Origin of the sequence: Trujillonella endophytica (assembly GCF_900110555.1) — a bacterium.
In the GTDB taxonomy this organism is placed as follows: Bacteria; Actinomycetota; Actinomycetes; order Mycobacteriales; family Geodermatophilaceae; genus Trujillonella; species Trujillonella endophytica.
The window spans coordinates 62,794-87,411 of the sequence record NZ_FOEE01000004.1; the positions used below are offsets into that span (position 1 = coordinate 62,794).

At 71.7% G+C, this 24,618-nt stretch carries 24 protein-coding genes; 10 read left to right on the forward strand and 14 right to left on the reverse strand.

The annotated features are described in order from the left end of the window. Nucleotides 1–722: 722 nt before the first annotated feature. Together BMY88_RS23320 and BMY88_RS24840 are read left to right on the forward strand one after the other, a co-directional pair. A complete protein-coding gene (locus BMY88_RS23320) occupies nucleotides 723–1,724 on the forward strand; it encodes a hypothetical protein (protein ID WP_139220428.1) in 1,002 nt (333 codons plus the stop codon). Nucleotides 1,725–1,777: 53 nt separating this feature from the next. Next, entirely contained in the window at nucleotides 1,778–2,452 is a 675-nt protein-coding gene (locus BMY88_RS24840) for a PIG-L deacetylase family protein (RefSeq protein ID WP_428978312.1), read from the forward strand. Nucleotides 2,453–2,482: 30 nt separating this feature from the next. Here BMY88_RS24840 and BMY88_RS23325 read toward each other — a convergent pair whose 3' ends face one another. Continuing rightward, a complete protein-coding gene (locus BMY88_RS23325; RefSeq protein ID WP_139220429.1) occupies nucleotides 2,483–3,292 on the reverse strand; it encodes a hypothetical protein in 810 nt (269 codons plus the stop codon). 505 nt (nucleotides 3,293–3,797) lie between these two features. Continuing rightward, on the reverse strand, nucleotides 3,798–4,286 hold the full coding sequence (locus tag BMY88_RS07640; RefSeq protein WP_091941830.1) for a hypothetical protein: 489 nt from the start codon (nucleotides 4,284–4,286) through the stop codon (nucleotides 3,798–3,800). Nucleotides 4,287–4,762: 476 nt separating this feature from the next. Between BMY88_RS07640 and BMY88_RS07645 the strand changes: the two genes are divergently transcribed. Beyond that, a complete protein-coding gene (locus tag BMY88_RS07645; RefSeq protein WP_091941832.1) occupies nucleotides 4,763–4,972 on the forward strand; it encodes a helix-turn-helix transcriptional regulator in 210 nt (69 codons plus the stop codon). A 270-nt stretch (nucleotides 4,973–5,242) separates the two neighbouring features. Here BMY88_RS07645 and BMY88_RS07650 read toward each other — a convergent pair whose 3' ends face one another. Beyond that, nucleotides 5,243–5,758, reverse strand: coding sequence for an ATPase, T2SS/T4P/T4SS family (locus BMY88_RS07650; RefSeq protein ID WP_244524525.1), 516 nt, complete (start codon nucleotides 5,756–5,758; stop codon nucleotides 5,243–5,245). Nucleotides 5,759–5,998: 240 nt separating this feature from the next. Here BMY88_RS07650 and BMY88_RS07655 point away from each other — a divergent pair, with 240 nt between their 5' ends. Together BMY88_RS07655 and BMY88_RS07660 are read left to right on the forward strand one after the other, a co-directional pair. Beyond that, nucleotides 5,999–6,976: an SGNH/GDSL hydrolase family protein gene (locus BMY88_RS07655; protein WP_091941834.1), complete on the forward strand. Its 978-nt coding sequence runs from the start codon at nucleotides 5,999–6,001 to the stop codon at nucleotides 6,974–6,976. A 32-nt stretch (nucleotides 6,977–7,008) separates the two neighbouring features. Then, entirely contained in the window at nucleotides 7,009–7,581 is a 573-nt protein-coding gene (locus BMY88_RS07660; protein ID WP_091941836.1) for a hypothetical protein, read from the forward strand. A 16-nt stretch (nucleotides 7,582–7,597) separates the two neighbouring features. Here the strand turns inward: BMY88_RS07660 and urtE are convergent, their stop codons facing one another. The 7 genes from urtE to BMY88_RS07695 form a co-directional block, all read right to left on the reverse strand. Next, nucleotides 7,598–8,290, reverse strand: a complete 693-nt coding sequence (gene urtE / locus BMY88_RS07665) for an urea ABC transporter ATP-binding subunit UrtE (protein WP_091941840.1) — start codon at nucleotides 8,288–8,290, stop codon at nucleotides 7,598–7,600. After that, nucleotides 8,290–9,060, reverse strand: a complete 771-nt coding sequence (gene urtD, locus BMY88_RS07670; protein WP_091941842.1) for an urea ABC transporter ATP-binding protein UrtD — start codon at nucleotides 9,058–9,060, stop codon at nucleotides 8,290–8,292. The genes urtE and urtD overlap by 1 nt, the downstream gene beginning before the upstream one ends. Beyond that, a complete protein-coding gene (urtC, locus tag BMY88_RS07675) occupies nucleotides 9,060–10,244 on the reverse strand; it encodes an urea ABC transporter permease subunit UrtC (RefSeq protein WP_211435549.1) in 1,185 nt (394 codons plus the stop codon). The genes urtD and urtC overlap by 1 nt, the downstream gene beginning before the upstream one ends. Then, nucleotides 10,241–11,125 (reverse strand): urea ABC transporter permease subunit UrtB, encoded by an 885-nt coding sequence (gene urtB, locus BMY88_RS07680; protein WP_091941844.1) that lies wholly within the window; start codon nucleotides 11,123–11,125, stop codon nucleotides 10,241–10,243. The genes urtC and urtB overlap by 4 nt, the downstream gene beginning before the upstream one ends. A 24-nt stretch (nucleotides 11,126–11,149) precedes the next feature. Next, nucleotides 11,150–12,421 carry an urea ABC transporter substrate-binding protein gene (urtA, locus tag BMY88_RS07685; RefSeq protein ID WP_091941846.1) on the reverse strand — a complete coding sequence of 424 codons (1,272 nt, stop codon included), beginning with the start codon at nucleotides 12,419–12,421 and terminating at the stop codon, nucleotides 11,150–11,152. A 250-nt stretch (nucleotides 12,422–12,671) separates the two neighbouring features. Continuing rightward, complete coding sequence (locus BMY88_RS07690) at nucleotides 12,672–15,293, reverse strand: putative bifunctional diguanylate cyclase/phosphodiesterase (RefSeq protein WP_139220430.1); 2,622 nt, start codon at nucleotides 15,291–15,293, stop codon at nucleotides 12,672–12,674. A gap of 138 nt (nucleotides 15,294–15,431) precedes the next feature. Further along, on the reverse strand, nucleotides 15,432–16,973 hold the full coding sequence (locus BMY88_RS07695; RefSeq protein ID WP_091941850.1) for an acetolactate synthase large subunit: 1,542 nt from the start codon (nucleotides 16,971–16,973) through the stop codon (nucleotides 15,432–15,434). Between the two features lie 78 nt (nucleotides 16,974–17,051). Here BMY88_RS07695 and BMY88_RS07700 point away from each other — a divergent pair, with 78 nt between their 5' ends. Beyond that, the gene (locus tag BMY88_RS07700) at nucleotides 17,052–17,447 is read left to right on the forward strand and encodes a hypothetical protein (RefSeq protein ID WP_091941852.1); all 396 of its coding nucleotides are present in this window, start codon (nucleotides 17,052–17,054) and stop codon (nucleotides 17,445–17,447) included. A 107-nt stretch (nucleotides 17,448–17,554) separates the two neighbouring features. On the opposite strand, the gene BMY88_RS07705 is transcribed toward BMY88_RS07700, so the two are convergent. Next, the gene (locus BMY88_RS07705) at nucleotides 17,555–18,751 is read right to left on the reverse strand and encodes an acyl-CoA dehydrogenase family protein (protein WP_091941854.1); all 1,197 of its coding nucleotides are present in this window, start codon (nucleotides 18,749–18,751) and stop codon (nucleotides 17,555–17,557) included. Between the two features lie 120 nt (nucleotides 18,752–18,871). Here BMY88_RS07705 and BMY88_RS07710 point away from each other — a divergent pair, with 120 nt between their 5' ends. Both BMY88_RS07710 and BMY88_RS07715 read left to right on the forward strand, forming a co-directional pair. Continuing rightward, entirely contained in the window at nucleotides 18,872–19,564 is a 693-nt protein-coding gene (locus tag BMY88_RS07710; RefSeq protein WP_091941856.1) for a hypothetical protein, read from the forward strand. A 13-nt stretch (nucleotides 19,565–19,577) separates the two neighbouring features. Beyond that, nucleotides 19,578–19,973 (forward strand): DUF4190 domain-containing protein, encoded by a 396-nt coding sequence (locus tag BMY88_RS07715; protein ID WP_091941858.1) that lies wholly within the window; start codon nucleotides 19,578–19,580, stop codon nucleotides 19,971–19,973. A gap of 21 nt (nucleotides 19,974–19,994) precedes the next feature. Here the strand turns inward: BMY88_RS07715 and BMY88_RS07720 are convergent, their stop codons facing one another. From BMY88_RS07720 to BMY88_RS07730, 3 genes are all read right to left on the reverse strand, one after another. Continuing rightward, nucleotides 19,995–20,948 carry an HpcH/HpaI aldolase/citrate lyase family protein gene (locus BMY88_RS07720; RefSeq protein WP_091941859.1) on the reverse strand — a complete coding sequence of 318 codons (954 nt, stop codon included), beginning with the start codon at nucleotides 20,946–20,948 and terminating at the stop codon, nucleotides 19,995–19,997. An 81-nt stretch (nucleotides 20,949–21,029) separates the two neighbouring features. Further along, nucleotides 21,030–21,953, reverse strand: a complete 924-nt coding sequence (locus BMY88_RS07725) for a DMT family transporter (RefSeq protein ID WP_091941861.1) — start codon at nucleotides 21,951–21,953, stop codon at nucleotides 21,030–21,032. Then, entirely contained in the window at nucleotides 21,950–22,771 is an 822-nt protein-coding gene (locus BMY88_RS07730) for a PhzF family phenazine biosynthesis protein (protein ID WP_091941863.1), read from the reverse strand. The genes BMY88_RS07725 and BMY88_RS07730 overlap by 4 nt, the downstream gene beginning before the upstream one ends. A 26-nt stretch (nucleotides 22,772–22,797) precedes the next feature. Between BMY88_RS07730 and BMY88_RS07735 the strand changes: the two genes are divergently transcribed. Then, the gene (locus BMY88_RS07735) at nucleotides 22,798–24,036 is read left to right on the forward strand and encodes a magnesium transporter MgtE N-terminal domain-containing protein (protein WP_091941865.1); all 1,239 of its coding nucleotides are present in this window, start codon (nucleotides 22,798–22,800) and stop codon (nucleotides 24,034–24,036) included. After that, nucleotides 24,029–24,583, forward strand: a complete 555-nt coding sequence (locus BMY88_RS07740) for a DUF1003 domain-containing protein (protein WP_091941867.1) — start codon at nucleotides 24,029–24,031, stop codon at nucleotides 24,581–24,583. The genes BMY88_RS07735 and BMY88_RS07740 overlap by 8 nt, the downstream gene beginning before the upstream one ends. Nucleotides 24,584–24,618: the final 35 nt, after the last annotated feature.

Genomic DNA, 24,618 nt, shown 5'->3' on the forward strand with positions numbered 1-24,618 from the left:
AGGCCCACTATGGGACGCGGCCGCGATCTAGCGATGTGCCTGGTCTCAGCGCTTGGCTCGCTTGAATGTGGGTGAATCCAGTACCGACATGTATCGGTGGCTCTATCGTCCTCACGTGCACGCGCGGTGGGCGGAGGCAGCAGCCCGCGCCGTGCTGTTGGGACTCACTGCGGCGATCTTCCGCCGTATGGGTCAGCGGGCTTACCGGGCGGCGTTCCGCGCTGAGCCCCGGGTCGCTTCGTTGTCAGCTTGACCGACACCATTCTCAGCTGGCGTCGGACCAGTCGTCGGCGACGCGAGAGACGTGACCGCGTCACCGTCCGCGACGGCGAGTCGTCGGCGCCTGGCGTAACCCCATCTGCTGGGACGCGTTAGCTGCTGGACTGCACACCGCGCGCTGCGCTGCTCGCCCGCAGGTCGTGTCTCCAAGCGGCCCACTACGGGACACCGGGGGGCTACCGTGAGCGGACAACTCCCGCTACTTGATTCACAAGTGGCTGAGCGCCTCTAGCGGACCCAGGGCGTGGCAGGCGGTCCGCGCAATAGTTTTCCGGAACGGAGTGGGGACGCTCATTCGTACGGTCCTGAGCGTCATTCTAGAGGGGGCCACGACTCCGGGACGCCGACCGACCGAGACGCGGGTACGGGACGCCGGTACGGGACGCGGGTCTGGGACTGGATGATCTTCACTGCAGCGGGCTGCGCTGGCCTAGCATGCCCCCATGGACTCTTGGGCGACGGGGCGCAATATCAAAGAGCATGCGACAAACTTGTGCGTTGAATTGTCCACAACCCTTGCTGCTAATGCAGCAAAAATCATCGAGTTCGACATTCAAGCCTTCAATCGAGCCCCAGGCCGACAACACCACGCGGGTCAACCACCCCGCCGGGTCGATCTTGCTAATGCCGAGTTGGCAGAACGATGGCTTAGTCAATCAGACGTGCAGGCGCGCATGCCCGATGGTGTTCGCATGGAAACAGAGGAGAATCCGGCCCGACCCTTCGGCTCTGACTTTCGGTCCCTATTTCTACGCGTTGACGAATTGGATGGCACCTCTAATGCCGCCGCCACCGCGCAGAACTGGAGCACAGTCGCACTCGCATTTGTTTGGGATCAGACGTACGCGAAGCACGTCCTGGCGGGTGGAGCTATCGCCCTGCCGGACGGGCACGCTGTCAGCTTTACTGACCGGACTCGACACCGCGCCGACGGCACCCCGCGCCCACTGGAAGCATCGGTCTATCTGCACAAGTGGGATACATACGCGGATCGAACAATTGGAGATCCCACACCGGTTGACGTCCGTACGTTGGGCGAAATCCCCGACCCGCCACATGATGGCGAGCCCGATGTCGTGCTCATCAACGCATCCGCAGGAACAGTGCGCTGCCCAAGAATTCTGGATCGGTATCCAGCCCTACTGCGGAGCACATCTTACCGGAGCTTATGTGCAGGTACGCCCATCACCTATGCGGCCGCGAGAGGTTTGACTGGAATGATCGTTGACCCTGGCGAGTCCACCTTGCATGACTCAGCACATCTTTTTATATTGGCAGCTCTCGGTTGGACCATTATGGACCTGGAAACCAGGGAGACGATCAACCTGATCGCCATTGCCGAGGAGTTTGCACTTGTCCCGGGCTACGTTAAGGCACTACCGCCAACTGTCGCATTCCGCCAGGAGAAGGCGCTAGAGCTATTGGGAGCGGTTCAGCCAGCATGACCCAGTCTCCAGCCCCCACTATCCTTCACCTGAGCCCGCACCCGGACGACGAGATGCTAGGAGCCGGTGCCGTATTACTGGCGGCCCGTCGGTCAGGTTTACGGGTTATCAACCTAGTCTGCAGCCTAGGCAGACCGCCGGATCATCAACGACGGCGTCAGGAAGTTGAGTGCGCAGCACGATTGTCGGGGATTCAGCTGGAGGTTTTACAGCCACCCCTAGGGCTGTCTCGCGGCGACGACCTTGAGGCTGCCGAGGAGTTGCTTTGCCAGACTCTGCGCCAGTTGATTGACGAGTACCGCCCCGCGCTCATCATTGGACCACATGAGCGAGACGCGCACCATGCGCACGAGCTGGTTGGGCGGGTCACCCGACGTTCCATCGAAGACAGCGGTCACAAGGGCCCTTGGTGGGCTTGGGGTCTTTGGGCCGACCTCTTGCAGCCGACACTCTACTTCTCTTATTCGGACGATTTGATGTCCGATGCGCTCCGCTGCCTACAGTGCTACGCCGGAGAGAATGCGAGAAACGACTACATTCGGCTTGCGCAAGCAAGGGGGACGGTACAGTCCGTTATCGGGTCAGAACGCATTTTTGGTTTTGGCGCCGGCCGTGCAAGCGAGTTGCCTTATGCGACCCTATTCACGGAAGAGATATTCAACGGGGGGTGGAGACTGGGAGTCAAGCGAGTCGTCGATGCCACTTCGCAACATTCATGGATCGACTGAAAACTAACCCTTAAGCATCCCCTCGTTCCGCTAGGCTGCGCCCGGATTCTCTGAAGAGTCCGCTGTAAGTGTGGGCTCAGTTTCAACGTGCTGTTCGTAACGGCCGACTGCCTTTGGGCGCCGCTTGGCAGTACGCCACGGCAAGATTAGTCGGTATAACGCCGCCATCGCCAGCGCGCCAAGCAAAAGAATTTGGTTTAGGCCTTGCCGATGGCCCGCAAGAAGGTCCTTCACCTCCACGACCTTGTAGCACGAAGCGACGACAATAAAAAATACGCTCACCGATACGGCGCGCCAAGGCCTTGGTGCACGAGTTGAACCGGCTGCTATCAAGGCTCGAATTTGGTTGCCTCGCGCGAAACTGGCGACCGCATAGCAGGCGAACACCGCCGCACACCCCCACCAGAAGTCGGTCAAGGATCCCGCACCAAAGTGTGGTGGCTCAGAAACGCGTCTCACTTGGATAAGGAGGTATGCATACAGGCAAACCGCCGCCACGTCGCTGTAGAAACGAACCTTGCCAGCCAGGCCGTCGGGGTCATATGGCGCTTCGCTGACGCGACGCGACAGTGCTATCCAGCTGCTAAGTGCGATAAAGAAGACTAGTACCAAAGCAAGTGTGGCAGTCCGGCTATCGGCAGCTGTGGCCGTTAGGATCACGTTCTCATACTTCAAGAAGGCCTGCCCCAAGACGACGCCCAGCAATACCTGCACCATCCGCTCGAGCCAGACGGAGGTCCGCTCCGCGACCTTCTCCCGCCCAGGTAGCGTCTCTTGCGGCGGGCCGGCGCTATCAGCTTCATGCATCTTCTCTCCCAGAGGCGCCTCGCCGGGACTCATTGTCGCCGACGATCCATCACAGTGTCTGCTCCCCGCCAACTTTGCCGAACCGAGGTCAGCAAACTAGGCAGGGCCGAGGAGTCAAACTGGTTATGGGTGATGCGCGCAGAGGATCGCATACGCTCGGCGGTCAACCGATAGTGCGTCTTCTGGACGCCGGCGATGCTGAAGGTACCCCGTACACCCGACTCCGATGTTCGGGCTGGACTTAGTGGGTAGATGCCGCGGTAGGGCGCTATTCGCCACAGCGAAGGTCTCGCTCCGTCCGTGATCCGCGCGTCCGCCCGGGGAGGGGCTCCCGCTGAGCCAGTCGCGGAAGCTGGATACCGATCCCTGTGGTATGCGCCAGGCGGTGTCGTCGGGCAATCCGTCGGTACTGAGCGCACGGACCACAGGGGAGGTCATTTTGTGGCGGCCTCACGCCGAGTAGGCGTTGAATCGCATGGCTGTTTTGGACGACCGGCCGGGTGTCCCATAGGCCGCCCTTAGGGACACCCGTGCGAGGTCACTGCAAATGCGGCTGGGGCCAGGGAACCAGCGGCGGCAGCCGGTGACCCGGTTGCGGGACGCCGTCGGCGTCGCGAGACGTGTGGTGCTGTTCGTGGCTTCCGGCGGCGTGGGCCATGGCGGCAAGGACGAGGGTGAGGGCGTGGCGGTCGAGGCCGGTGACAAGGTCGCCGAGGTCGACCGGGTGGCCGTCGGCGATGCTGGCGGCTGCGCGCAACACCCAGCGTTGGCTGCTGGTGCCAGTGATTGTGCCGATGCGCATGGCCCCGTCGAGTTCGGGCCAGGCGATGTGAGCCCACAGCCCCTCCCCGTCGACGTTCCCATCGAGGGTGATCAACCCAGAGGACTGTAGCTGCGGTAACCAATGGCCGGAGGTGATCAGCAGAAGGACCGCGGCCTCGTCTGAGTAGTCGCCCAGTGCGGCCCGCAGGAGTGCGTTCTCCACGTCGACCGGGTCGAGGTCGGCGGCTCTGGGCTCGAAGAGCACGGGTTCTCCTCTCCCGGCCGGCGTCAGGTTCCGGTCGAGTGTGCCGACAGGGTCTGACAGCGCGGCCGGCCCTATGAATCACGCCTGAGTCGAGCGTGGCCACGGTCGCCCGCCGCCCGGGGCGTCCGTCCGGACTCTGTGGACGGGGAACCGTGCTCACACGTACCCCTTGCCCCGGAGGAACTCCGTGCGGGAGAAGCGCACGTCAGGCAGGCCAACAGCCGACCTCCAGTAGTTGTCCAGTTCACGGCGGCGCTGCTAAGTCGCGCGGTGGTCACCAGGGACCGGAGAACCGCTGCGCACGCGCGGCCCGCTCAGGTCGGCAGGGGGCCACTCGCGGCGACCACTAGATCAACCGGCCGGAGAAGAACCGGAGAGAGCCAGACAAAGCTGGCTGTGACGTGTCACCAACGGGCCGGAAATGGCGCCTTCTGTGGTGACAGCACCGCCAGCACCGACGACCCCGGGAGCCAGCCATGCCCGACCCCACCGCCGGCCACCAGCCCGAGCTGCTCACCATCACCGAGGCCGCGGACATGCTCCGCGCACCCGTCGCCACTCTCAGGTACTGGCGCCACCTCGGCACCGGACCGCGCAGCTTCCGACTCGGCCGGCGCGTCCTCTACCGCCGGGCCGACCTGCGCAGCTGGATCGATGCCCAAGCAGACCCATCACCGCGCCCATAGCCCCGCGTCTGGCAGAGCGGCGGAACAAGGGCCTGGGGGCGCTGCGTGTTCGGGGCAGGCATCCGGTGCGGCCGTCGCGGGCGCCTGCGCCAAGCAAGGGGCTGCGCAGCATGGAAGGCCGAGGGCGGTACGGATGCAGCGGACGGGCCATCCGCGCAGCGGCAGGCCCCGTCTAGGGGCTTACAGTCCGCACTGGGTCCGCAGAAAGTCCGCAAGATGCCCGTATCCGGCCGTAGAGGGTCAACTGCTTTCCTCTCCAATAAGCGCAGGTCAGGCCGCCGATTTGAGGGAAGCGGGCAGGTCAGCGAGACGCCTGTCAATCATGTCCGGGATCACGACGTGCAGCCGGGAGCCGTCGGGAAGCATCGCGTCGACGAACGGCGTCGACATGTCGAGGCGTCGACCCGAGGTGCGCAGCATCCGCTCGACCAGGTCGGCCAGCTCCCCGGCGCCCAGGATCGTCGTCGTCAGCTCGCTGCGGCCGTGCCGGGCGACGAACACCCGGCCCGGCTCGTTCACCCAGATCTCCTCGACCTCGGGATCGTCCAGGTAGCGCTGCAGCGGGCCGAACCCCGCGACCCGGTCCAGCACGTCGCGGACGACGGACTCGGGGTCGCCGATCGGCGGCAGGGTCGAGGTCAGCGACCGCTCGGAGTAGTCGGCGACGACGTCGCGCACCAGCACCCGCACCGGCGCCGGATCGACCAGCGGGTCGAGCCCGCGACGGCGGATGAGCTCGCGCACCTCGCCGTCGACGACCTCGAGCGCACTGGTCGCAGTCGGCACACGCACCCCCATCGAGCACTGACGGTTCCGGAACGCGGGGACCATAGGAGAAGGGACGCGTTCCGTGGGACGCCCGACCGGGTGCCTGTGGACAGCTCACGCTCACGGGCCGGCACGGACCACCGGAACGGGTGTCGCCCGGGCGGGCGGCGCCGCCGCTTGACGGCGACCCTAGGGTCGCCCTGAGCAGGGGGAACTCGACGTCCATCGTCCGCGCACGTGCCCACCTCGGGATCCCTCATGAGCCTCTGGCTGCCCTCCTGGCGCCGCGCCGTCTGCCTGACCGCGCTCGTCGCCCTGTTCGCCGTGACCGGCCTGGCGGGGGCCTCGCCCGCGCGGGCCGCTCCGGGGGTCCCGGCCGGCGGCTGGCAGATCGTGACGATGGGCGACTCGTACAGCTCCGGCGAGGGCGCCCCGCCCTTCCGGTCGACACCCGGGTACGGGGACAGCTACGCCAGCGGCTGCCACCGCTCGCCCTGGGGGCACGCGGGCTTCGCCGCCACGCTCTCCGCGTGGACCGGCTGGGACCAGGCCAACGTCGCCTGCAGCGGCGCCGGGGTGCAGGACGTGGTCGACGGCTACCGCGGCGAGCCCTCCCAGCTGGACGCGCTGGGCCCGCGCACCCGGGTCGTCACCCTGAGCGTGGGCGGCAATGACGTCGGCTTCACCACGATCATGGCGGCCTGCGTCCTGCAGACCCTCCGGCTCGGGATCGCCTGCGCCACGGAGCTCGCGAGGGCCGAGACGGCGCTGCGGGAGCTCACGTCCCCGCAACCCGGCGGTGTCTCCCGCCTCGAGGCGTTCTACCGCGACGTCCTCACCCGCGCGCCGAACGCGAGGCTGCTGGTCACCGGCTATCCGCTGCTGTTCCCCACGTCCGCCGACGCCGCGCAGCCCTGCTTCGTCGCCCCGCGGTACTGGGCGACGATCAACGACCTGACCGTGCGCGGCAACGCGCTGATCCGGCAGACCGTCGAGCGGCTCGGCGGGACCTACGTCGACCTGGAGCCGACGTTCCGAGGCCACGGCGCCTGCGTCCGCGCGGGCGAGACCCCGTGGATCTGGCAGGTGATCGGCATCCCCGGTGACATCTGGGGAACCGGGAACTTCAGCTTCCACCCGACGGCCGCCGGGCAGCTCGCCATCGCCGGCGCGCTCGGTCGGGCCCTTCCCCGCGCGCGGGTGCCGCAGCCGGCCGGGGTCGCGCCGCTACCGTGACGCACCTCCGACCCGAACCTGGGGAGCCAGCCATGAACCACGCCCGCACCAAGCAGATCGGCTGGTGCGCCTTCCTCCTCCTGGCCGTCGCCGCCGCGCTCGCCGCCTGGGGCTACGACACCGGGTCGTCCAGCGGCCGCGGCCGGGGTCTCGAGCTCGCCTGGCACGGCCTGCTCGCCCTGATCGGGCAGGAGGACGTCTCCGGCTGGCGGATCTGGGTCGCCCGCGGCCTCGCGCTCGCCGGGCTGGGCCTGCTCGCCTGGTTCGTCGTCCGCCGGGTGCGCGGTCGGCGCCCGGCGGGCGCGGCGCCGGCCCCGTTCCACCCGCCGCAGGACGGCGTTCCCGGCCCGCCCTGGCAGCCGGCGACCGAGCAGCCGCGCCTGCCGGAACCGCAGCCGCAGGTCCGGTGGTCGACGGACGGGCCGCAGCCCGCCCCGCCCGTCGCGCCGGTGCTGTCCTGGGGCGCGGAGACCAGCGGCCCGACGGTGCTCCCTGTGCTCCCGACGGCCCCGCCGAGCGCCGCGTCCGGGGCCCCGGTCCCCCCGGCCGACGCCACCCGCGAGGTGATCATCCCGCCCCTGCCGCCGGGCTGGGCGCGGAACTGAACCCCGGACCGGGCCGTCAGAAGGCCATGACCGACCGCACCGCGTCCGCCGAGGCCGAGCCGCCGTCCCCGGTACCGGTCACCCGGCCCGACTCCATGACGTAGTAGGTCGTCGCCGCGGACAGGGCGAACCCGACGTGCTGCTCGACCAGGAGCACCGACAGCCCGCCGCGCCGGGCGAGGGCCAGGATCGCGTCCTGGATCTCGGTGACGACGCTCGGCTGGATGCCCTCGGTGGGCTCGTCCAGCACGAGCACGCGGGGCCCGGTGATGAGCGCCCGGGCGATGGCCAGCTGCTGGCGCTGACCACCCGACAGCAGGCCCGCCCGCCGGGCCAGCAGGCCGCGCAGCGCCGGGAACAGGTCCAGCGCCTCGTCGGTGCGCTCCCGGCCGTCCCGCCGCCCGTCGGCCACCAGTTGCAGGTTCTCCGCCGTCGTGAGCTGCGGAAAGCTCTGCTGGCCCTGCGGCACGTAGGCCAGGCCGCGGCGCACCCGCTGGTGCGGCCGCAGCCGGGTCACGTCCTCGCCGTCGAGCAGCACGCTGCCCGACCGCGGCTTGAGCATGCCGACCGCGGCGCGCAGCAGCGTCGTCTTCCCGGCGCCGTTGTGCCCGAGGACGACGGCGATGCCGTCCCGCGGGACGACGACGTCGACCCCGTGCACCACCTCGGTCCGGCCGTAGGCGACCCGCAGGTCCCGGAGCTCGAGCATCAGAGCACCTCCCCCAGCGCCGGCGCGGGCTCCGCCGTGTGGCCGGGCCCGAGGTAGACCTCCTGCACCCGCGGATCGGCCTGGACCTGCGCGTAGGTGCCCTCGGCGAGCACCTTCCCCGAGGCCAGCACCGTCACCGAGTCCGCGTAGGACCGCAGGAACTGCATGTCGTGCTCGACGACGATCACCACGTGGTCGCGGCGGATCCGGCGCAGCAGCTCCCCCGTCTGCTCGCGCTCCTCGCCGCTCATGCCCGCGACCGGCTCGTCGAGGAACAGCACGGTGGCGTTCTGCACGAGCAGCATGCCGATCTCCAGCCACTGCTTCTGCCCGTGCGCGAGCTCCCCCGCCGGGCGGTCGCGCAGGGCGGTGAGCCCCGTCGTCTCCATGGCGAGCTCGACCGTCGGCGGGATGCCCGACCGCGCCCGCAGCAGGGTCCGCCAGTTCCGAGCCGCGCCCGCGGCGATGTCGAGGTTCTGCAGCACCGTCAGCTGCTCGAACACGCTCGCCGTCTGGAAGGTCCGCCCCACCCCCGACCGGGCGATCCGGTGCACGCTCTTGCCCAGCAGCTGGACACCGTCCAGGCGCGCGGAGCCGGTCGCCGGCACGAGGCCGGTGACGGCGTCCACCAGCGTCGTCTTTCCGGCGCCGTTCGGGCCGATGAGGAACCGCAGGTCGCCCTGCAGCACCGTCAGGTTCACCCCGTCGACGGCGACGAACCCGTCGAACTCCACCCGCAGGTCCCGGATCTCGAGGTAGTCCTCACGCATCACGCGCCTCCGCTGCGTACGTCGGCCGGGGTCGGTTCGGGGTCCGGGGCGTCCGGCTCGGGTACCCCCCGGGGCAGCTCGTCCGCCGCCGGTCGCCGCCGCCGGCTGCGGACGACGGCGGCGATGGAGCCGAGCCCCCCGGGCAGGAACGCGACGACGAGGATGAACAGGAAGCCCTGGACGTAGACCCAGCCCGACTCGATCTGCTCCGACAGCGTGCTGCCGGCGTAGGAGACGGCCAGCGAGCCGAGGACCGGGCCGAACAGCGTCGCCCGCCCGCCGACGGCGACGCCGACCAGGAAGCCGATCGACGGGACGACCCCGACGTTCTGCGGCGAGATGATGCCGACGATCGGCACGAACAGGGCCCCGCCGATCGCGGCGAACACCGCGGCCACCACGTAGGCGACCACCTTCACCATCGCGGTGTCGTAGCCGAGGAACCGGGCGCGCTCCTCGCCGTCGCGGACCGCGGTGAGCAGCTCGCCGTACCGGCTGCGCCGCAGCTGGTGGACGACGGCGACCATCGCGATGAGGACGCCGGCGGCGATGAAGTACAGCATCCGCCGGTTGACCGGGTCGTTGAGCGCGAACCCGAAGAACTGGCGGAAGCTGCTCAGCCCGTTGGAGCCGCCGATGGTGTTCTGCTGGCTGATCAGCAGCAGCGCGAACGCCGCAGCCGAGGCCTGCGACAGGATCGCGAAGTAGGCGCCCTTCACCCGCCGGCGGAACACGCTGAGCCCCAGCAGCAGGGCCAGCAGCCCGGGCACCGCGACGATCCCGAGCAGCGCCGTCGCCGGGCTGCGGAACAGCTCCCACCACCACGGCAGGTCGCTGCCGGTCACCATGAACGCCGGCCGCCCGCTCGGGCCCGCGCTGCTCAGCTGCAGGTGCATGGCCATGATGTAGGCGCCGAGGCCGAAGAACAGCCCCTGCCCCAGGGTGAGCATCCCGCCGCTCCCCCACGCCAGCCCGATGCCGACGGCGACCATCGCGACGCACAGGAACTGCGCCAGCATCCGGAGCCGGAAGTCCGTCAGCATCGCCGGCGCCGCCCCGAAGAGCACGATCGCCGCGACGGCGTAGGTGGCCAGCATGGCCGCCCGCCCGGTCCACGGCCCCCGCGCCCGCGGCGCCGACACCTCGGCCGCTGCCGCTTCCGCGGGGGTGGCACTGCCGATCACACGAGACTCCTCGACTTGACGCTGAACAGCCCCTGCGGCCGCACCTGCAGGAAGGCGATGACGCAGATCAGCAGCAGCACCTTGGCGGTGCTCACCGACTGGGAGTAGGCGAACGTCGCCTGCAGCACGCCCAGCCCGAAGGCCATGAGCACCGCCCCGCGCACCCGCCCGACACCGCCGGCGACGACCACCAGGAACGCGTCGACGATGTAGGTCTGCCCCATGTAGGGCTGCGTCGAGGCGATCAGGGTGAGCGCGACGCCGGCGATGCCGGCCAGGCCCGATCCGATGAAGAAGGTCAGCCGGTCGGTGGCGCGGGTGTCGATGCCCGACGTCTCCGCCAGGCCCCGGCTCTGCACCACCGCCCGGATCCGGCGGCCCAGCGCGGTGTAGCGGAGCACCACCCCGAGCACGAGCACCGCGGTCAGGGCCAGCCCCAGGATGAACAGCCGGCCCTTGGTGAAGGGCGCGCCGAACAGGTCGACGTTGCCCTTCAGCCACTCCGGCGTCCGCACCTCGACGGCGGGGGCGCCGAAGACGTCCCGGGCCAGCTGCTGCAGGACCAGCGCCACCCCCCACGTCACGAGCAGGGTGTCCAGCGGCCGGGAGTACAGCCGGCTGATCAGCGTCGTCTCCAGCAGCACGCCCAGCAGGCCACCGACGAGGAAGGCCAGCGGGAGCGCGATGAGGAGCGACAGCCCGGCTCCGCCGACCACCTGCTGCACCACGTAGGTGGTGTAGGCGCCCGCCATGAGGAACTCGCCGTGGGCCATGTTGATGACCCCCATCTGACCGAAGGTCAGCGTGAGCCCCAGGGCGATCAGGAGGAGGACGGAGCCGAGGCTGAGCCCGGCGTACAGCTGACCGAGGACGGCGTCCACGGGACTATCCCTGCCCGACCGGGGTCAGCAGTAGGTCTCGTCCCGCTCGAGCGAGGCGGCCCAGGCGTAGCCCTCCAGGCACGGGTCGGGCTCGATCGGGCCGGCGGAGGACCAGACGGTGTCGATCAGACCCTCGGGGTTGACCCGGCCGATGAGCGCGGTCTTGGCGATGTGGTGGTTGTCCCCGTTCACCGTCACCGGGCCCTCGGGGGCGGCGAAGCTGATGCCGCCGGCCGCCTCCTGGACGTCGTCGACCTCGAAGGACCCGGCCGCCTCGACCATGTTCCGCCACAGGTAGAGCGAGGTGTAGGCGGCCTCCATCGGGTCGCTGGTCACGGCGTCCGAGCCGTAGGCCTCCTGGAAGGCCGCGACGAACGCCTCGTTCTCCGGGCTCTGCACGGTCTGGTAGTAGTTCCAGGCCGTGTACTGGCCCACGAGCCGCTCCACCCCGATGCCGGGCACCTCCTCCTCCGCGATCGACACCGACAGCACCGGCATGGTCTCCGCGGTGAGGCCGACGTTGGAGTACTGGGAGAAGAAGCTGACGTTGGAGTCGCCGTTGAGCGTGTTGAAGACGGCGTCGGCCCCGGAGGACTGCACCCGGTTCACGATCGTCGGGATGCCCTCGACCGACCCCAGCGGCTCGTAGTCCTCACCGACGATCTCGATGTCGTACTCCTCCGCGTACGCCGTGATGATGGCGTTCGCGGTGCGCGGGAAGACGTAGTCGCTGCCGACCAGGTACAGGGACTGTGCGCCGAGCTCGGTCCGCAGGTAGTCCAGGGCCGGGATGATCTGCTGGTTGGTGGTCGCGCCCGTGTAGAAGATGTTCTCCGACGCCTCGAGCCCCTCGTACTGCACGGGGTAGAAGAGCAGGCCGTCGTTGTCCTCGAAGACCGGCAGCATCGCCTTGCGGCTGCTGGAGGTCCACCCGCCGAACACCGCGGCCACGCAGTCGCTCTGCAGCAGCTTGGTCGCCTTCTCGGCGAACACCGTCGGCTCGGAGGCGCCGTCCTCGGTGACCAGCTCCAGCCGCTTGCCGAGCACCCCGCCGTCGGCGTTGATCTCGGCCGCGGCGAGCTCCAGGGACCGGCGCACGGTCTGCTCGCTGATCGACATCGTGCCGGACATCGAGTTGAGCAGCCCGATCTTGACGCTGTCGCCCGAGGTGTCGATGCAGGACTCGACGTCGGCGGTCGAGTCGCCGTTCTCGTCCACCTTGGCCCCGCAGGCGCTGGCCGCGAGGAGTGCGGCGAGGGCGAACGTGACGGTCACCGGTCGGCGGAGGGCGGTCATGGGGCTCCTTGTCGTCGAGGCGCCGCGCCGGCAGGGGCTGCCGGGCGGGGCGGAGGGCAGCGACGGCGCGGCCTCGGCGAGGCCTCGGTGCTGTCCGACGACGGGGAAGGTAGGAACCCCGTGTTCCGGTGCTGGACGTTTGCTGTGAACGGGCAGTTAACGCGAATGTGCTGGTCAACACGTCGTCACGGTTACGACACGATCGCCGTGGCGCCCTTGCCCAGCCGCGCGGGAAATGCCCGCGGGGGGCTCAGGCGCCGGCGCGGACGCTGGTGGCGAGCAGCAGCAGCGAGGCGTCGGCCGGCTCCAGCGGCCGGGCGAACAGGTAGCCCTGGGCCGAGTCGCAGGAGCCCTCGACCAGGAGCCGCCGCTGCGTCTCGGTCTCCACGCCCTCCGCGACGATCTCCAGACCCAGCGTGCGGCCGAGGTCGATCATCCCGCGCACGATCGGCGGCATCACGCCGTCGTCACCGATGGTCGCCACGAAGGAGCGGTCGATCTTGAGGACGTCGACGGTGAACTGCCGCAGGTGCGCCAGCGACGAGTACCCGGTGCCGAAGTCGTCCAGCGCCAGCCGCAGGCCCAGCGCGCGCAGGGCCGCCAGGCACTCGCTGGCCCGCTCGGGGTCGCTCACCAGCGCCGTCTCGGTCACCTCGAGGACCAGCGCCGAGGCCGGCAGGCCGCTGGCGGCCAGCGCGTCGGTGATGTGTCCGATCAGGTGCGGCGAGGTCAGCTGGACGGCGGAGACGTTGACCGCCATCGTCAGGTCCCGGCCGTGCTCGGCGCGCCAGGCCGCCGCGGCGGTGCACGCCTCGTGCAGCACCCAGGCACCGATGGCCTCGATCAGCCCCGACGCCTCGGCCACCGGCACGAACCGCGAGGGGCACACCGGGCCGAGCCGGCGCGAGTCCCAGCGCAGCAGCGCCTCGAAGCCGGTCACCCTGTCGTCGGCGAGGTCCACGACGGGCTGGTAGGCCAGCCGCAGCTCTCCCCGTGCCAGCGCGCCCTGCAGTTCCTGCTCCAGCTCGCGCGCCGCGACGGCCGACGCGCGCATGGCGGGGTCGAAGACGACGGACCGGCCGCGTCCGGACAGCTTCGCCGCGTACATCGCGATGTCGGCGTCACCGACGAGGGAGTCGCTGGTCGAGGCCGCGTCGCCCACGGCGATGCCGACGCTGCCCGACACGGTGACGCTCTGCCCGTCCAGCGGGAACGGCTCGGCGAGCGCGTCCAGCACCCGCTGCGCCGTCGCGACCGCCTCGTCGGCGCCGGACTGCTCGACCAGGAGGGCGAACTCGTCGCCGCCGAGCCGGGCGACGGTGTCCTCGATGCGGACCACCCCACGCAGCCGGGCGGCCACCCCGCGCAGCAGCGCGTCTCCGGCCGCATGGCCGAGGGTGTCGTTGACGCCCTTGAACCCGTCGAGATCGATGAAGACCACCGCCGGACGGCCGCCGCTGCGCGCGCCGCGCCGCAGCGCCTGGTCCACCCGGTCGGCGAACAGCGCGCGGTTGGCCAGCCCGGTCAGCGCGTCGTGGAAGGCCTGGTGGGCCAGCGCCTCCTCGGCGCGCTTGCGGGCAGTGATGTCCGTGATGTGGATGACGACGCCCCGCACGTCCGGGTCATCGGTGAGGTCGGCCAGCCGGACGCCGTACCAGTACGCCTCTCCCTGCCGCGCGCACTCGAGCTCGGCGTCCACCATCTCGCCGGCGGCCTCGATCGCCCGCAGGAACATGGCCAGCGCCTCGCCCGGGTCGGCCCCGAGTTCCCGCACCAGGTCGGCCGACTCGATCCCGCGACCGCGCTGGTACTCCGCCGGCAGGGTCGCGGGGTCGCTGAGCAGCTGCCCGTTGCGGCCGAGCACCACCACGGCGTCGGAGCTGTGGGCCGCCAGCGCGGCGCTGTAGCGCTGCTGCGAGACCAGCCGGGCGCGGGCGGCAGCCTCGGCGCGCACCAGCAGCATCGTCCGGGCGAACAGGAGCCCCACGAGGAGCACGCTGACGACCAGGAGCAGCCCGGGCTCCTCCTCGACGCCACCCATGTCGTTGACCGCCTCCATGCCCGTGGGCACGAGGAGGGCGCAGAGGCAGATCGCCAGGCGGCCGAGCACACCGCGCGCCGAGTCCTCGCGGTCGCGCCGGGGGTCGATGGGTCGCTCCGACGGCCGCGACACGGTAGCCAGGGCGATCAGGACGGCCCCGGCCATCCACCCGCTGTCCAGGGACAGGCTCATCACCGTGGCGTTCGCACCCAGCAGGTACCCGATGTCGCAGACCAGCCAGATGCCGGCTCCGGCGGCGACGACCAGCGGAGAGGCATCCCGCCGCACGAACAGCCGTAGGGCCAGCCCGATCAGCAGGGCGTCCAGGGCGGGATACAGCGACCAGACGATGCGCGTCCCCGTCGGCAGGTGGGCGTCGGAGGCGAGCGAGGCCAGCGACAGATGCCACACGACGGTCAGCGCCGCGAGGAACACGACGACCGCGTCGATGAACCCGGCCAGCAGGTCCTCGGTCCGGCGTTCCCGAGACCCCGCGAGCCGCCACAACCCGCTCGCCAGCGCGGCGTAGCTGCTGAGGTACAGGGCGTCCGAAGGAGCGACCTCGGCGCCGAGGTCCAGCTGGGCCTGCGCCCACCAGGAGAGGTCGGCGAGGAGGAACAGGGTCAACCCGAGGGCCAGCAGCATCGCCGCGGTCCGCCGGTGGGCGGGCTGCCGGCGGCTCCCCCACCACGCCAGGGACGCGGCGGCCAGTTCCACGCCGTGCGAGATCGTCGACCCGAGGACGCTGCCGTGGCGCGCGACGTAGAGCACGAGCAGCACCGTGACCGCCAGACCGGCGAGAGCCGGTGCCGCGCGTCGAGCTGATGCCACGCCTGTCCCCTCCACCCGGTGGTCCATCCCGTCGGGGAAGGCATCGGCGGCGGTACACCGGGTCTGCACCCGGGGCGGCCGGGGCTCCCCCGGAGGGGTGAGGAGGCCGGCGGAGGCGTTTCCCGAAGAGGCCGGGGTTCAGCGCAGGACGGCGTCGATCAGGTGCGGTCCGGGCGCCGCGAGGGCGGCGCGCAGCTGGTCGGCGAGCTCCTCGGCCGTCGCGGCCCGCGTCGCCGGCACGCCCATGCCGCCGGCGAGGGCGACGAAGTCCAGCCCGGGACCGCCGAGGTCCAGCAGCCGCCCGGCCCGCTCGCCGCCGCCGGAGGCACCGACCCGGCCCAGCTCCCCCTGCAGGATCGCGTAGGAGCCGTTGTCGCAGACGACGACGGTGACGTCGAGCTGCTCGCGGGCCATCGTCCACAGCGCCGAGATCGTGTACATCGCGCTGCCGTCGGCCTGGATCACCAGCACCGGCCGGTCCGGGGCGGCCACGGCCGCGCCCACCGCCAGGGGCAGCCCGTCGCCGATCGCGCCGCCGGTGAGCGACAGCCAGTCGTGCCGCGGCGCGCCGGACGTCAGCTCGGCCAGGCCGACGCCGGAGGTCAGGGCCTCGTCGACGACGATCGCCCGCTCCGGCAGCAGCGCCCCGACCACCGCCGCCATCGACCGCGGGGTCAGCGGCCCGCTCGGCAGCTCCGGCCGGGAGGCCTCCAGCAGCTCGGGTTGCACCTCCCTGGCCACCAGATCTGCCAGCTCGCGCAGCGCCGCGACGCCGTCCTCCCCGGGCTCGGAGAGCACGTGCACCGTGCAGTCCACGGGCACCGGGGTGCCGGGGGTGTCCGGGTAGCCGAAGAAGTGCACCGGGGGCAGGGCACCGGCCACGACGAGGTGGACGGTGCCGGCGAGCGAGGCCATCGCCATCTCCGGCGGATAGGGCAGTCGGGGCAGGTCCGGCAGTCCCGCGCCGCGCACGGTGCGCGCGGGGAACGTCTCGCTCATCAGCCGCGCGCCGGTGCCCGCGGCGACCTGCCCGGCCGCCCGCAGCCCGGCCTCGGACGCGACGACGTCCCCTCCGACGAACAGCACCACCGGCGCGCCGGAGCGCAGGACGGCGGCGACCTGCGTCAGCCGGTAGCCCGTCGGCACCGGCGCGTACCGGGCGGCGGGCGGGGCGGCGGGCTCGGCACCCTCGGACCACGAGACGTCGGCCGGCAGCAGCAGCGTGGCCACCTGCCCGCGGGCCGCGGCGGCCACCGCGTCGACGGCGTCCGCGGCGACGTCGGCCGGCGACAGCGACCGGCGCACCCAGCCCGAAACGCTGCCGGCGATCGCGTCGACGTCGGACTCCAGCGGCGCGTCCAGCCGCTTGTGCGACCGGGCGTGGTCGCCCACCACGTTGACCAGCGGCGCGCCGCCGCGGCGGGCGTTGTGCAGGTTGGCCAGCCCGTTGCCCAGCCCCGGCCCCAGGTGCAGCAGGGTGGCCGCGGGCCGGCCGGCGATGCGCGCGTACCCGTCGGCCGCGCCGGTCGCCACCCCCTCGAACAGCGTGAGGACGCCGCGCATCTCGGGCACGTCGTCCAGCGCGGCGACGAAGTGCATCTCCGACGTGCCGGGGTTGGCGAAGCAGACGTCCACCCCCGCTCCCACGAGGGTCCGGATCAGTGCCTGCGCTCCGTTCACGCCCGCGACCCTCGCACGCGGGCGCCGCCTCCGCTGGGCCAGACTGACCGCGTCCGCCGCCGCACCGAACGAGGAGCCATGACCACCCCGCAGCCCGCCACCGCCGCCACCCGCCCGCACCCCGCGTTCAGCGCGCTGGTGGGCCTGACCTCGCTCGGCGTGCTGCTCCAGGGGCTGTGGGCCGGCCTGTTCATGGGCACCGACGACGGCAGCACCTGGGTGTCGGTGCACCAGCACGGGGGCGAGGTCACGGTCGTGCTCGCGCTGCTGGCGACCGTCGCCGCCGTCGTCCTCGTGCGGCACCGGCGGGCGGTCGTGATCGCGACCGCGGTGCTGTTCCTCGCGCTGGTCGTCGAGTACTTCCTCGGCTACTTCGCCGAGGACGCCCGGGGCAACCTGGTCGTGCACGTCCCGCTGGCGATGCTGCTCATGGGGCTGGCCGTCTACCTGCCGGTGCTGGCCCGCCGCGGCTGACCCCCGCGCCCGCGCCGCCGGAGGTTCGCCCTCGCCGCCGCCCGTCGAGCCGCGCCAGGCCCTGGCTCCACGGGCGGTGGGGCGGCTCCACCTCCGGGCGTGCCGGTTCAGCGCTTGAGCTGGTACTCCCGCAGCAGGCTGCGGCTGATGATCGTCTTCTGGATCTCGCTGGTGCCCTCGCCGATGAGCAGGAACGGGGCCTCGCGCATGAGCCGCTCGATCTCGTACTCCTTGGAGTAGCCGTACCCGCCGTGGATGCGGAAGGACTCCTGGGTGACCTCGGCGGCGTACTCGCTGGCCAGCATCTTGGCCATGCCGGCCTCGACGTCGTTGCGCTGGCCGGCGTCCTTGAGCCGCGCGGCGCGCACCATCATCTGGTGCGCGGCCTCGACCTTGGTGGCCATCTCCGCGAGCTTGAACGCGATCGCCTGGTGCTGGGCGATCGGCTTGCCGAAGGTCTCCCGCTGCTGGGCGTACCGGATGCCGAGTTCGAACGCGCGGATCGCGATGCCGCAACCGCGGGCGGCCACGTTGACGCGGCCGACCTCGACGCCGTCCATCATCTGGGCGAAGCCCTTGCCCGGCACGCCGCCGAGGATCGCGTCGGCGCCGATCCGGTAGCCGTCGAACACCAGCTCGGTGGTGTCGACGCCCTTGTAGCCCATCTTCTCGATCTTGCCGGGGATGGTCAGCCCCGGGGCGACCTCGCCGAAGCCGCGGGGCTTCTCGACGAGGAAGGTCGTGAGGTTCTGGTGCGCCTTCTCGGCGCCCTCGTCGGTGCGCACCAGCGTGGCGACCAGGCTGGAGGAGCCCCCGTTGGTCAGCCACATCTTCTGGCCGTCGATGACGTAGTCGTTCCCGTCGCGCACGGCCTTGGTCCGGATCGCCGCCACGTCGGAGCCCAGGCCCGGCTCGGACATCGAGAAGGCGCCGGTCACCTCGCCGGTGGCCATGAGCGGCAGCAACCGCTCCTTCTGCTCCGCGGTGCCGTGCTGGCGGAGCAGGTAGGCGACGATGAAGTGGGTGTTGATCACGCCGGAGACGCTCATCCAGCCCCGGGCGATCTCCTCGACCGTGAGGACGTAGGTCAGCAGGCTCTCGCCGAGGCCGCCGTACTCCTCGGGGATCATCAGCCCGAAGATCCCCAGCTCCTTGAGCCCGTCGACGATCTCCTGCGGGTAGGTGTCGGCGTGCTCGAGCTCCTGCGCGACGGGGATGATCTCCTTGTCGACGAAGCTCCGGACCGTCGACAGGATCTCCTGCTGCACGTCGGTCAGGTCGGCGGTCTGGGCGAGACGGGCCATCTGGTGTGCGCTCCTCCGGGACTCCGGTGTCCTTTGTTACCCGCGAGTATGCGGGACGGCGGGCCATGGTTCTCCGTGGCTCCTGTCACCTGGTTCCCCGCGAGGCTAGCGTCGGCGCCGATGAACGCCCGCCGCCGGTTCCTGACCGCCGTGGCCGCCACCGCCCTCCTCCTCGCCGGCTGCGGCGGGGAGGACGACGCCGGCGGCCAGGACGGCGTCCCCACCGGCGAGCCGGCCCCCGCGCAGGCGGCCGAGTCCGTCGCGGCGGCGCTCGACCCCGCCACCGTCGCCCACACCGGGGAGGCCGCGCTCGCCGTCGCCCTGCGCGCCACCGATCTGCCGGCCGGCTGGTCGGTGCAGGCCAACCCGGTGCCCGACGGGAGCGACCTGGCCGGCAACCCGAGCCTGGCGGGGATCTGCGGGGTCGCCTTCGCCTCGGAGGAGCGGCGGGTCGTCAAGTTCCCGGTCGTGGGCCTGGACCCGCAGGGGGCGCCGTCCGTCGTCTCCGAGGCGATCGGCTACGACTCGGCCGCGGCGGGCGCCCTCGCGCTCACCGAGCTGCGCGACGCGCTCTCCGCCTGCCCGGCCGGCGACCGCACGTTCGTCGAGCCGCCCCTGGTGGAGTCGCTGGCCGAGGACGTCGTCGTCGCGCGGTACCGCCTCGCCGACGGCACCACCCAGGACGTGATCGCCCAGGGGCGTGGCGCGGTGGTGTCGGTGCTCATCGCGGAGGATCCTGCGGCGGGCGCGGCCGCCGCCCAGGGCATCGCCGGACGGCTTCGGGCGCTGCCCGCGGCCGCGGTCGGCCAGTGACCGGGAGGACCTCATGAGCAGCGACGGCGACTTCTACCGCGGCGACCCGCCGGCGCCGGGATACGTCCCGCAGCCGGGCTACGGCCCGCAGCCCGGCTACGGCCCTCAGCCGGGGTACGGGCCACCGGGCTACGGGCCGCCGGGCTACGGGCCACTCCCGGGCGGCCCCGTGCCGTTCGGCTACCGGCGGCCGACCAACACCATGGCGATCCTCGCGCTGGTGTTCATCTTCGTGTTCACGCCGGCGAGCCTCGTGCTCGGGCTGATCGCGCGCCGGCAGATCCGCGAGACGGGCGAGGAGGGCGACGGCCTGGCGCTGGCCGGCGTGATCGTCGGCGGCATCTCGGTCGCCTTCGGTGTGCTCGGCCTGCTGCTGTTCGTCGTGCTGGCGGCGTCCGTCAGCCCCTGACGGACGCCGCCGGCACGACGGTCACTCCTCGGGCGGGGTGAAGGTGGAGGTCCGGGACATGCCCGCCGCGCGGCCCTTGCCCGCGATGACCAGGGCCATCTTGCGGCTGGCCTCGTCGATCATCTCGTCGCCGAGCATCGCCGAGCCCTTCTTGCCGCCGGCCTCCGACGTCGCCCAGTCGTAGGCGTCGAGGATGAGCTCGGCGTGGTCGTAGTCCTCCTGCGACGGCGAGTAGATCTCGTTGGCCGCGTCGACCTGGCCGGGGTGCAGCACCCACTTGCCGTCGAAGCCGAGGACGGCGGAGCGCTTGGCCACCTCCTCGAACGCGGGCACGTCGCGCACCTGCAGGAAGGGGCCGTCGATGGCCTGCACGCCGCGGGCGCGGGCGGCCATGAGGATCTGCATGAGGATGTAGTGGAACGGGTCGCCCGGGTAGTCCGGGTGCAGGGCGCCGACGACCAGCGACTTCATGTTGATGCTGGCCATGAAGTCGGCCGGGCCGAAGATGATCGTCTCGATGCGGTCGCTGGCGAACGCGATGTCGTTGACGTTGATCAGGCCCTGCGCGGTCTCGATCTGCGCCTCGATGCCGATCCGGCCGACCTCCAGGCCGTTGGCCTTCTCGATCTGGGTCAGCAGCAGGTCCAGCGCCTTGACCTGGGCGGCGTCGGCGACCTTCGGCAGCATGATGCAGTCGAGGTTCGCGCCCGCGCCGCCGACGACCTCCAGCACGTCCTGGAACGTCCACTCCGTCGTCCAGTCGTTCACCCGGACCGTGCGGATCTTGTCGCCCCACCCGCCCTCGTTGAGCGCCGCGACGATGTTCTTGCGGGCACCGGGCTTGGCCAGCGGCGCGCAGGCGTCCTCGAGGTCGAGGAAGACCTGGTCGGCGTTCAGCCCCTTCGCCTTCTCCAGGAACCGCGGGTTGCTGCCCGGGACGGCCAGGTTGGAACGGCGGGATCGGAGCTCGGCCACGGTGCCTCCGCGAGAGTCGGTGGATGGGTTTGTTACCGGAGAGTAGCGACGGCGGGAACGCCCCGCCGTCCCAGGGCGGGCCTAGGTGGCGGGCTCCACCAGGGTGGCCGGCCGGCTGCCGCGCACGACCAGCGCCACCCCCGCCACGACGAGGACGACCCCCGGCAGCGCCAGCAGCGGCGGCAGCTGCCCGAGCAGGACCAGCGCGAACAGCAGCGCGCCCGGCACCTCCAGCAGCACGACCAGGCTGACCATCGTGGGCCCGACCGAGGCGAGCACGAGGTTGAGCAGCGTGTGGCCGAACAGTTGCGCGCAGACCGTGATGGCCGCGATCAGCCACCAGTCCCGGGCGGAGAACCCCCCGATCGGGGTACCGGTGACCAGGGCGGCGACCGCGACGGCGACCGCGCACACCCCGTAGCAGACGACGGCGTAGGCCGAGGTCGACAGCCGCTCCCGGGCCCGCGCGCCGGCCAGCACGTAGCCGCCGGCACAGATCGCGCCGAGCAGGGCCAGCGCGTCTCCGGCCAGCGCCCGCGCGCTCACGGTGACGTCGACGCCGGCCACGAGCGCGACCCCGACGACGGCCAGCACCAGCCCGCCCCAGACGGCGCCCGGCAACCGGACGCCGGCCAGGTGCGCGGCGAGCGCGGTCCAGATCGGGGTGGTGGTCACCAGCGCCGTGGAGGCCGCGACCGACGTCATCGACAAGCTGGGCAGCCAGGCGGCGAAGTGCGCGGCGAGGAACAACCCCGCGACGACGGAGCTGCCCAGGTCGCGCGGCCGCAGCCCCCGCAGGGTCGCGCGCTCGCGCAGCCCGAGCACCGGCAGCAGCACCGCCGCGCCGGCCGCGTTGCGCCAGAACGCCAGCGCCAGCATCGGCGCGGTCAGCAGCGTGGTCAGCGGCGCCGAGAGGCTGATCCCGACCACCGCCAGCGCGAGCAGCCCCACCTCGCGGGTGCCGGGCCGCCGCACCGCCCAGGACGCGGCGGTCGCCTGGCTCATGGCACGCGGATCCGGCCCGAGGCGATCGGCACGACCGCGCCGGCCACCGTCACGGCGACGGCCACGCCGGCGGTGGCGGTCGCCGTGCAGGTCAGCACCGACGGGCGGCCCAGCAGCTCGCCCTGGTGGACGACGTAGTCGCTGTCGCCCTCCCCCGGGAGCAGGCAGGTGGCCACCAGCCACACCCCCGCGCCCAGGGCCGCCGACCCGGTCGCCGGGTCCTCGCCCCAGCCGAGCCCCTGCGCGAAGACGCGCGCCCGGGCCGTGGCGGTGGTGTGGTCCCAGGAGAAGACCGAGACGCCGTGCCCGCCGAGCCGCTCCAGCGCCCGGGGGTCGGGGACCGCCCGGTCGACGGCGTCGGGGTGCACGTGCAGGTAGGCGAACGACAGCCCGCAGCCGGCGACGTCCGCGGGGTGGCCGGCCGGGTCGGGTCCCAGCTCGAGGGTCGGCCGGCCGCCGCTGAGTCGGGCCCCGTCGCGGTCCACGACCACGTCGAGCACGCCGGCCCCGCACTCCTGGCGCAGCGTGCCGGCCGGCAGCCGGCCGGTGCGGACCAACGTGTGGGCGGCGCCGACGCTGGGGTGGCCGGCGAAGGGCAGCTCGGTGCGCGGGGTGAAGATCCGCACCGCGTAGTCACCGCCCCGGTCCGGCGCCGAGAGGAACGACGTCTCGGAGAAGCCGAACTCGGCGGCCAGCGCCTGGCACTGCGCCGTGGTCAGCCCGTCGGCGTCGAGGACGACGGCGAGCTGGTTGCCCGCGAACGGCCGCGGGGCGAAGACGTCGACGATCTCGAAGGCCAGCGCTGGCGGGGCGTCCACGTCCGCCGACGGTAGCCTCAGCGCCCATGACGACGGTGACGCGGGCGTACGTCTCGCGACTCGCCGGGCTGGCGGTCTTCGACCCCAACGGCGACCGCGTCGGCAAGATCCGCGACGTCGTCATCGCGCTGCGCGTCGGCACGGCCAGCCCCCGGGTGCTGGGCCTCGTCGTCGAGGTCGTCGCGCGGCGGCGGATCTTCGTGCCGATGGGCCGGGTCACGGCGGTCGACCCGGGTGCGGTGGTGCTGAGCTCGGGCACGATCAACCTCAAGCGCTTCGAACAGCGCCGAGGCGAGACCCTGGTGCTGGGCGAGCTGCTCGACCGCTCCGTGACGATCATCGAGAACGGCCGGCCCGCGACCGTCGTCGACGCCGGGATGGAGCAGCAGCGCACCGGCGAGTGGCAGATCACCCGGCTCGCCGTGCAGGAGCCGGGCCGGATCGGCCGCCGGGGCCAGCTGCACCAGCTGGCCTGGGACGAGGTCTCCGGGCTTGCGCTGTCGGAGACCACCCAGGGCACCGAGACGCTCATCGCGACCTACCGCGAGCTCAACGCCGCCGACCTCGCGCACGCCCTGCAGGACCTGCCGATCAAGCGCCGGCACGAGGTCGCCGAGGCCCTGGACGACGAGCGGCTGGCCGACGTCCTCGGCGAGCTGCCCGAGGCCGAGCAGGTCGTCATCCTCGGCACCCTCGCCGACGCCCGCGCGGCCGACGTCCTCGAGGAGATGGACCCCGACGACGCCGCGGACCTGCTGGCCGAGCTGTCCAACGTCGACCGCAACCGGCTGCTGGAGCTCATGGAGCCCGACGAGGCCGCACCGGTCCGCCAGCTGCTGCAGTACTCCGAGGACACGGCCGGCGGGATGATGACCAGCGAGCCGGTCATCCTCACCCCCGACGCGACCATCGCCGAGGCGCTGGCCCGGGTGCGGGCGCCGGAGCTCACCCCCGCGCTGGCCAGCCAGGTCTACGTCTGCCGGCCGCCGTCGGCCACCCCCACCGGCCGCTACCTGGGGCTGGCCCACATCCAGCGCCTGCTGCGCGAGCCCCCGTCGAGCCTGGTCAGCGGGGTCCTGGACGACCTGGAGCCGCTGCGCCCGGACACCCCGCTGGCGCTGGTCACGCAGTACTTCGCCACCTACAACCTGGTCGCCGCGCCGGTCGTCGACGAGCAGGGCCGGCTGGTCGGCGCGGTCAGCGTGGACGACGTCCTGGACCACCTGCTGCCGGAGAACTGGCGCGAGCGGGCGCGGCGTGGCTGACCCCGGCCGGCGGCTCGACGTCCCGCGGGGCCAGGCCCGCGGCCTCGGCAACTTCCTGCGGCTGGACCCCGACGCGGTCGGCCGCTTCGCCGAGGGCATCGCCCGGTTCCTCGGCACGGGGCGCTTCCTCGCCGTCCAGACGCTGATCGTGATCATCTGGATCGTGCTCAACGTCGCCGCCGTCCGGCTGCGCTGGGACCCCTACCCGTTCATCCTGCTCAACCTGGCGTTCTCCACGCAGGCGGCGTACGCGGCGCCGCTGATCCTGCTCGCGCAGAACCGCCAGGCCGACCGCGACCGGGTGCAGGCCGAGGAGGACCGCGCCCGGGCGGCGAGCACGCGCGCCGACACCGAGTACCTGGCCCGTGAGCTGGCGGCGCTGCGGGTGGCGGTCGGCGAGCTGGCCACCCGCGACTTCATCCGCGGCGAGCTCGGCCGGATCCTCGAGGACGAGAGCGAGGAGCGGGAGAAGAAGGCCCGCAAGAAGAAGGAGCGGGACAAGGAGCGGGAACGGGAGCGCGAGCGCGAGCGGGAGGCCGGGCGCTGACTGCCCGGCGGACCTGTCGGTACCCGGCGGCACAC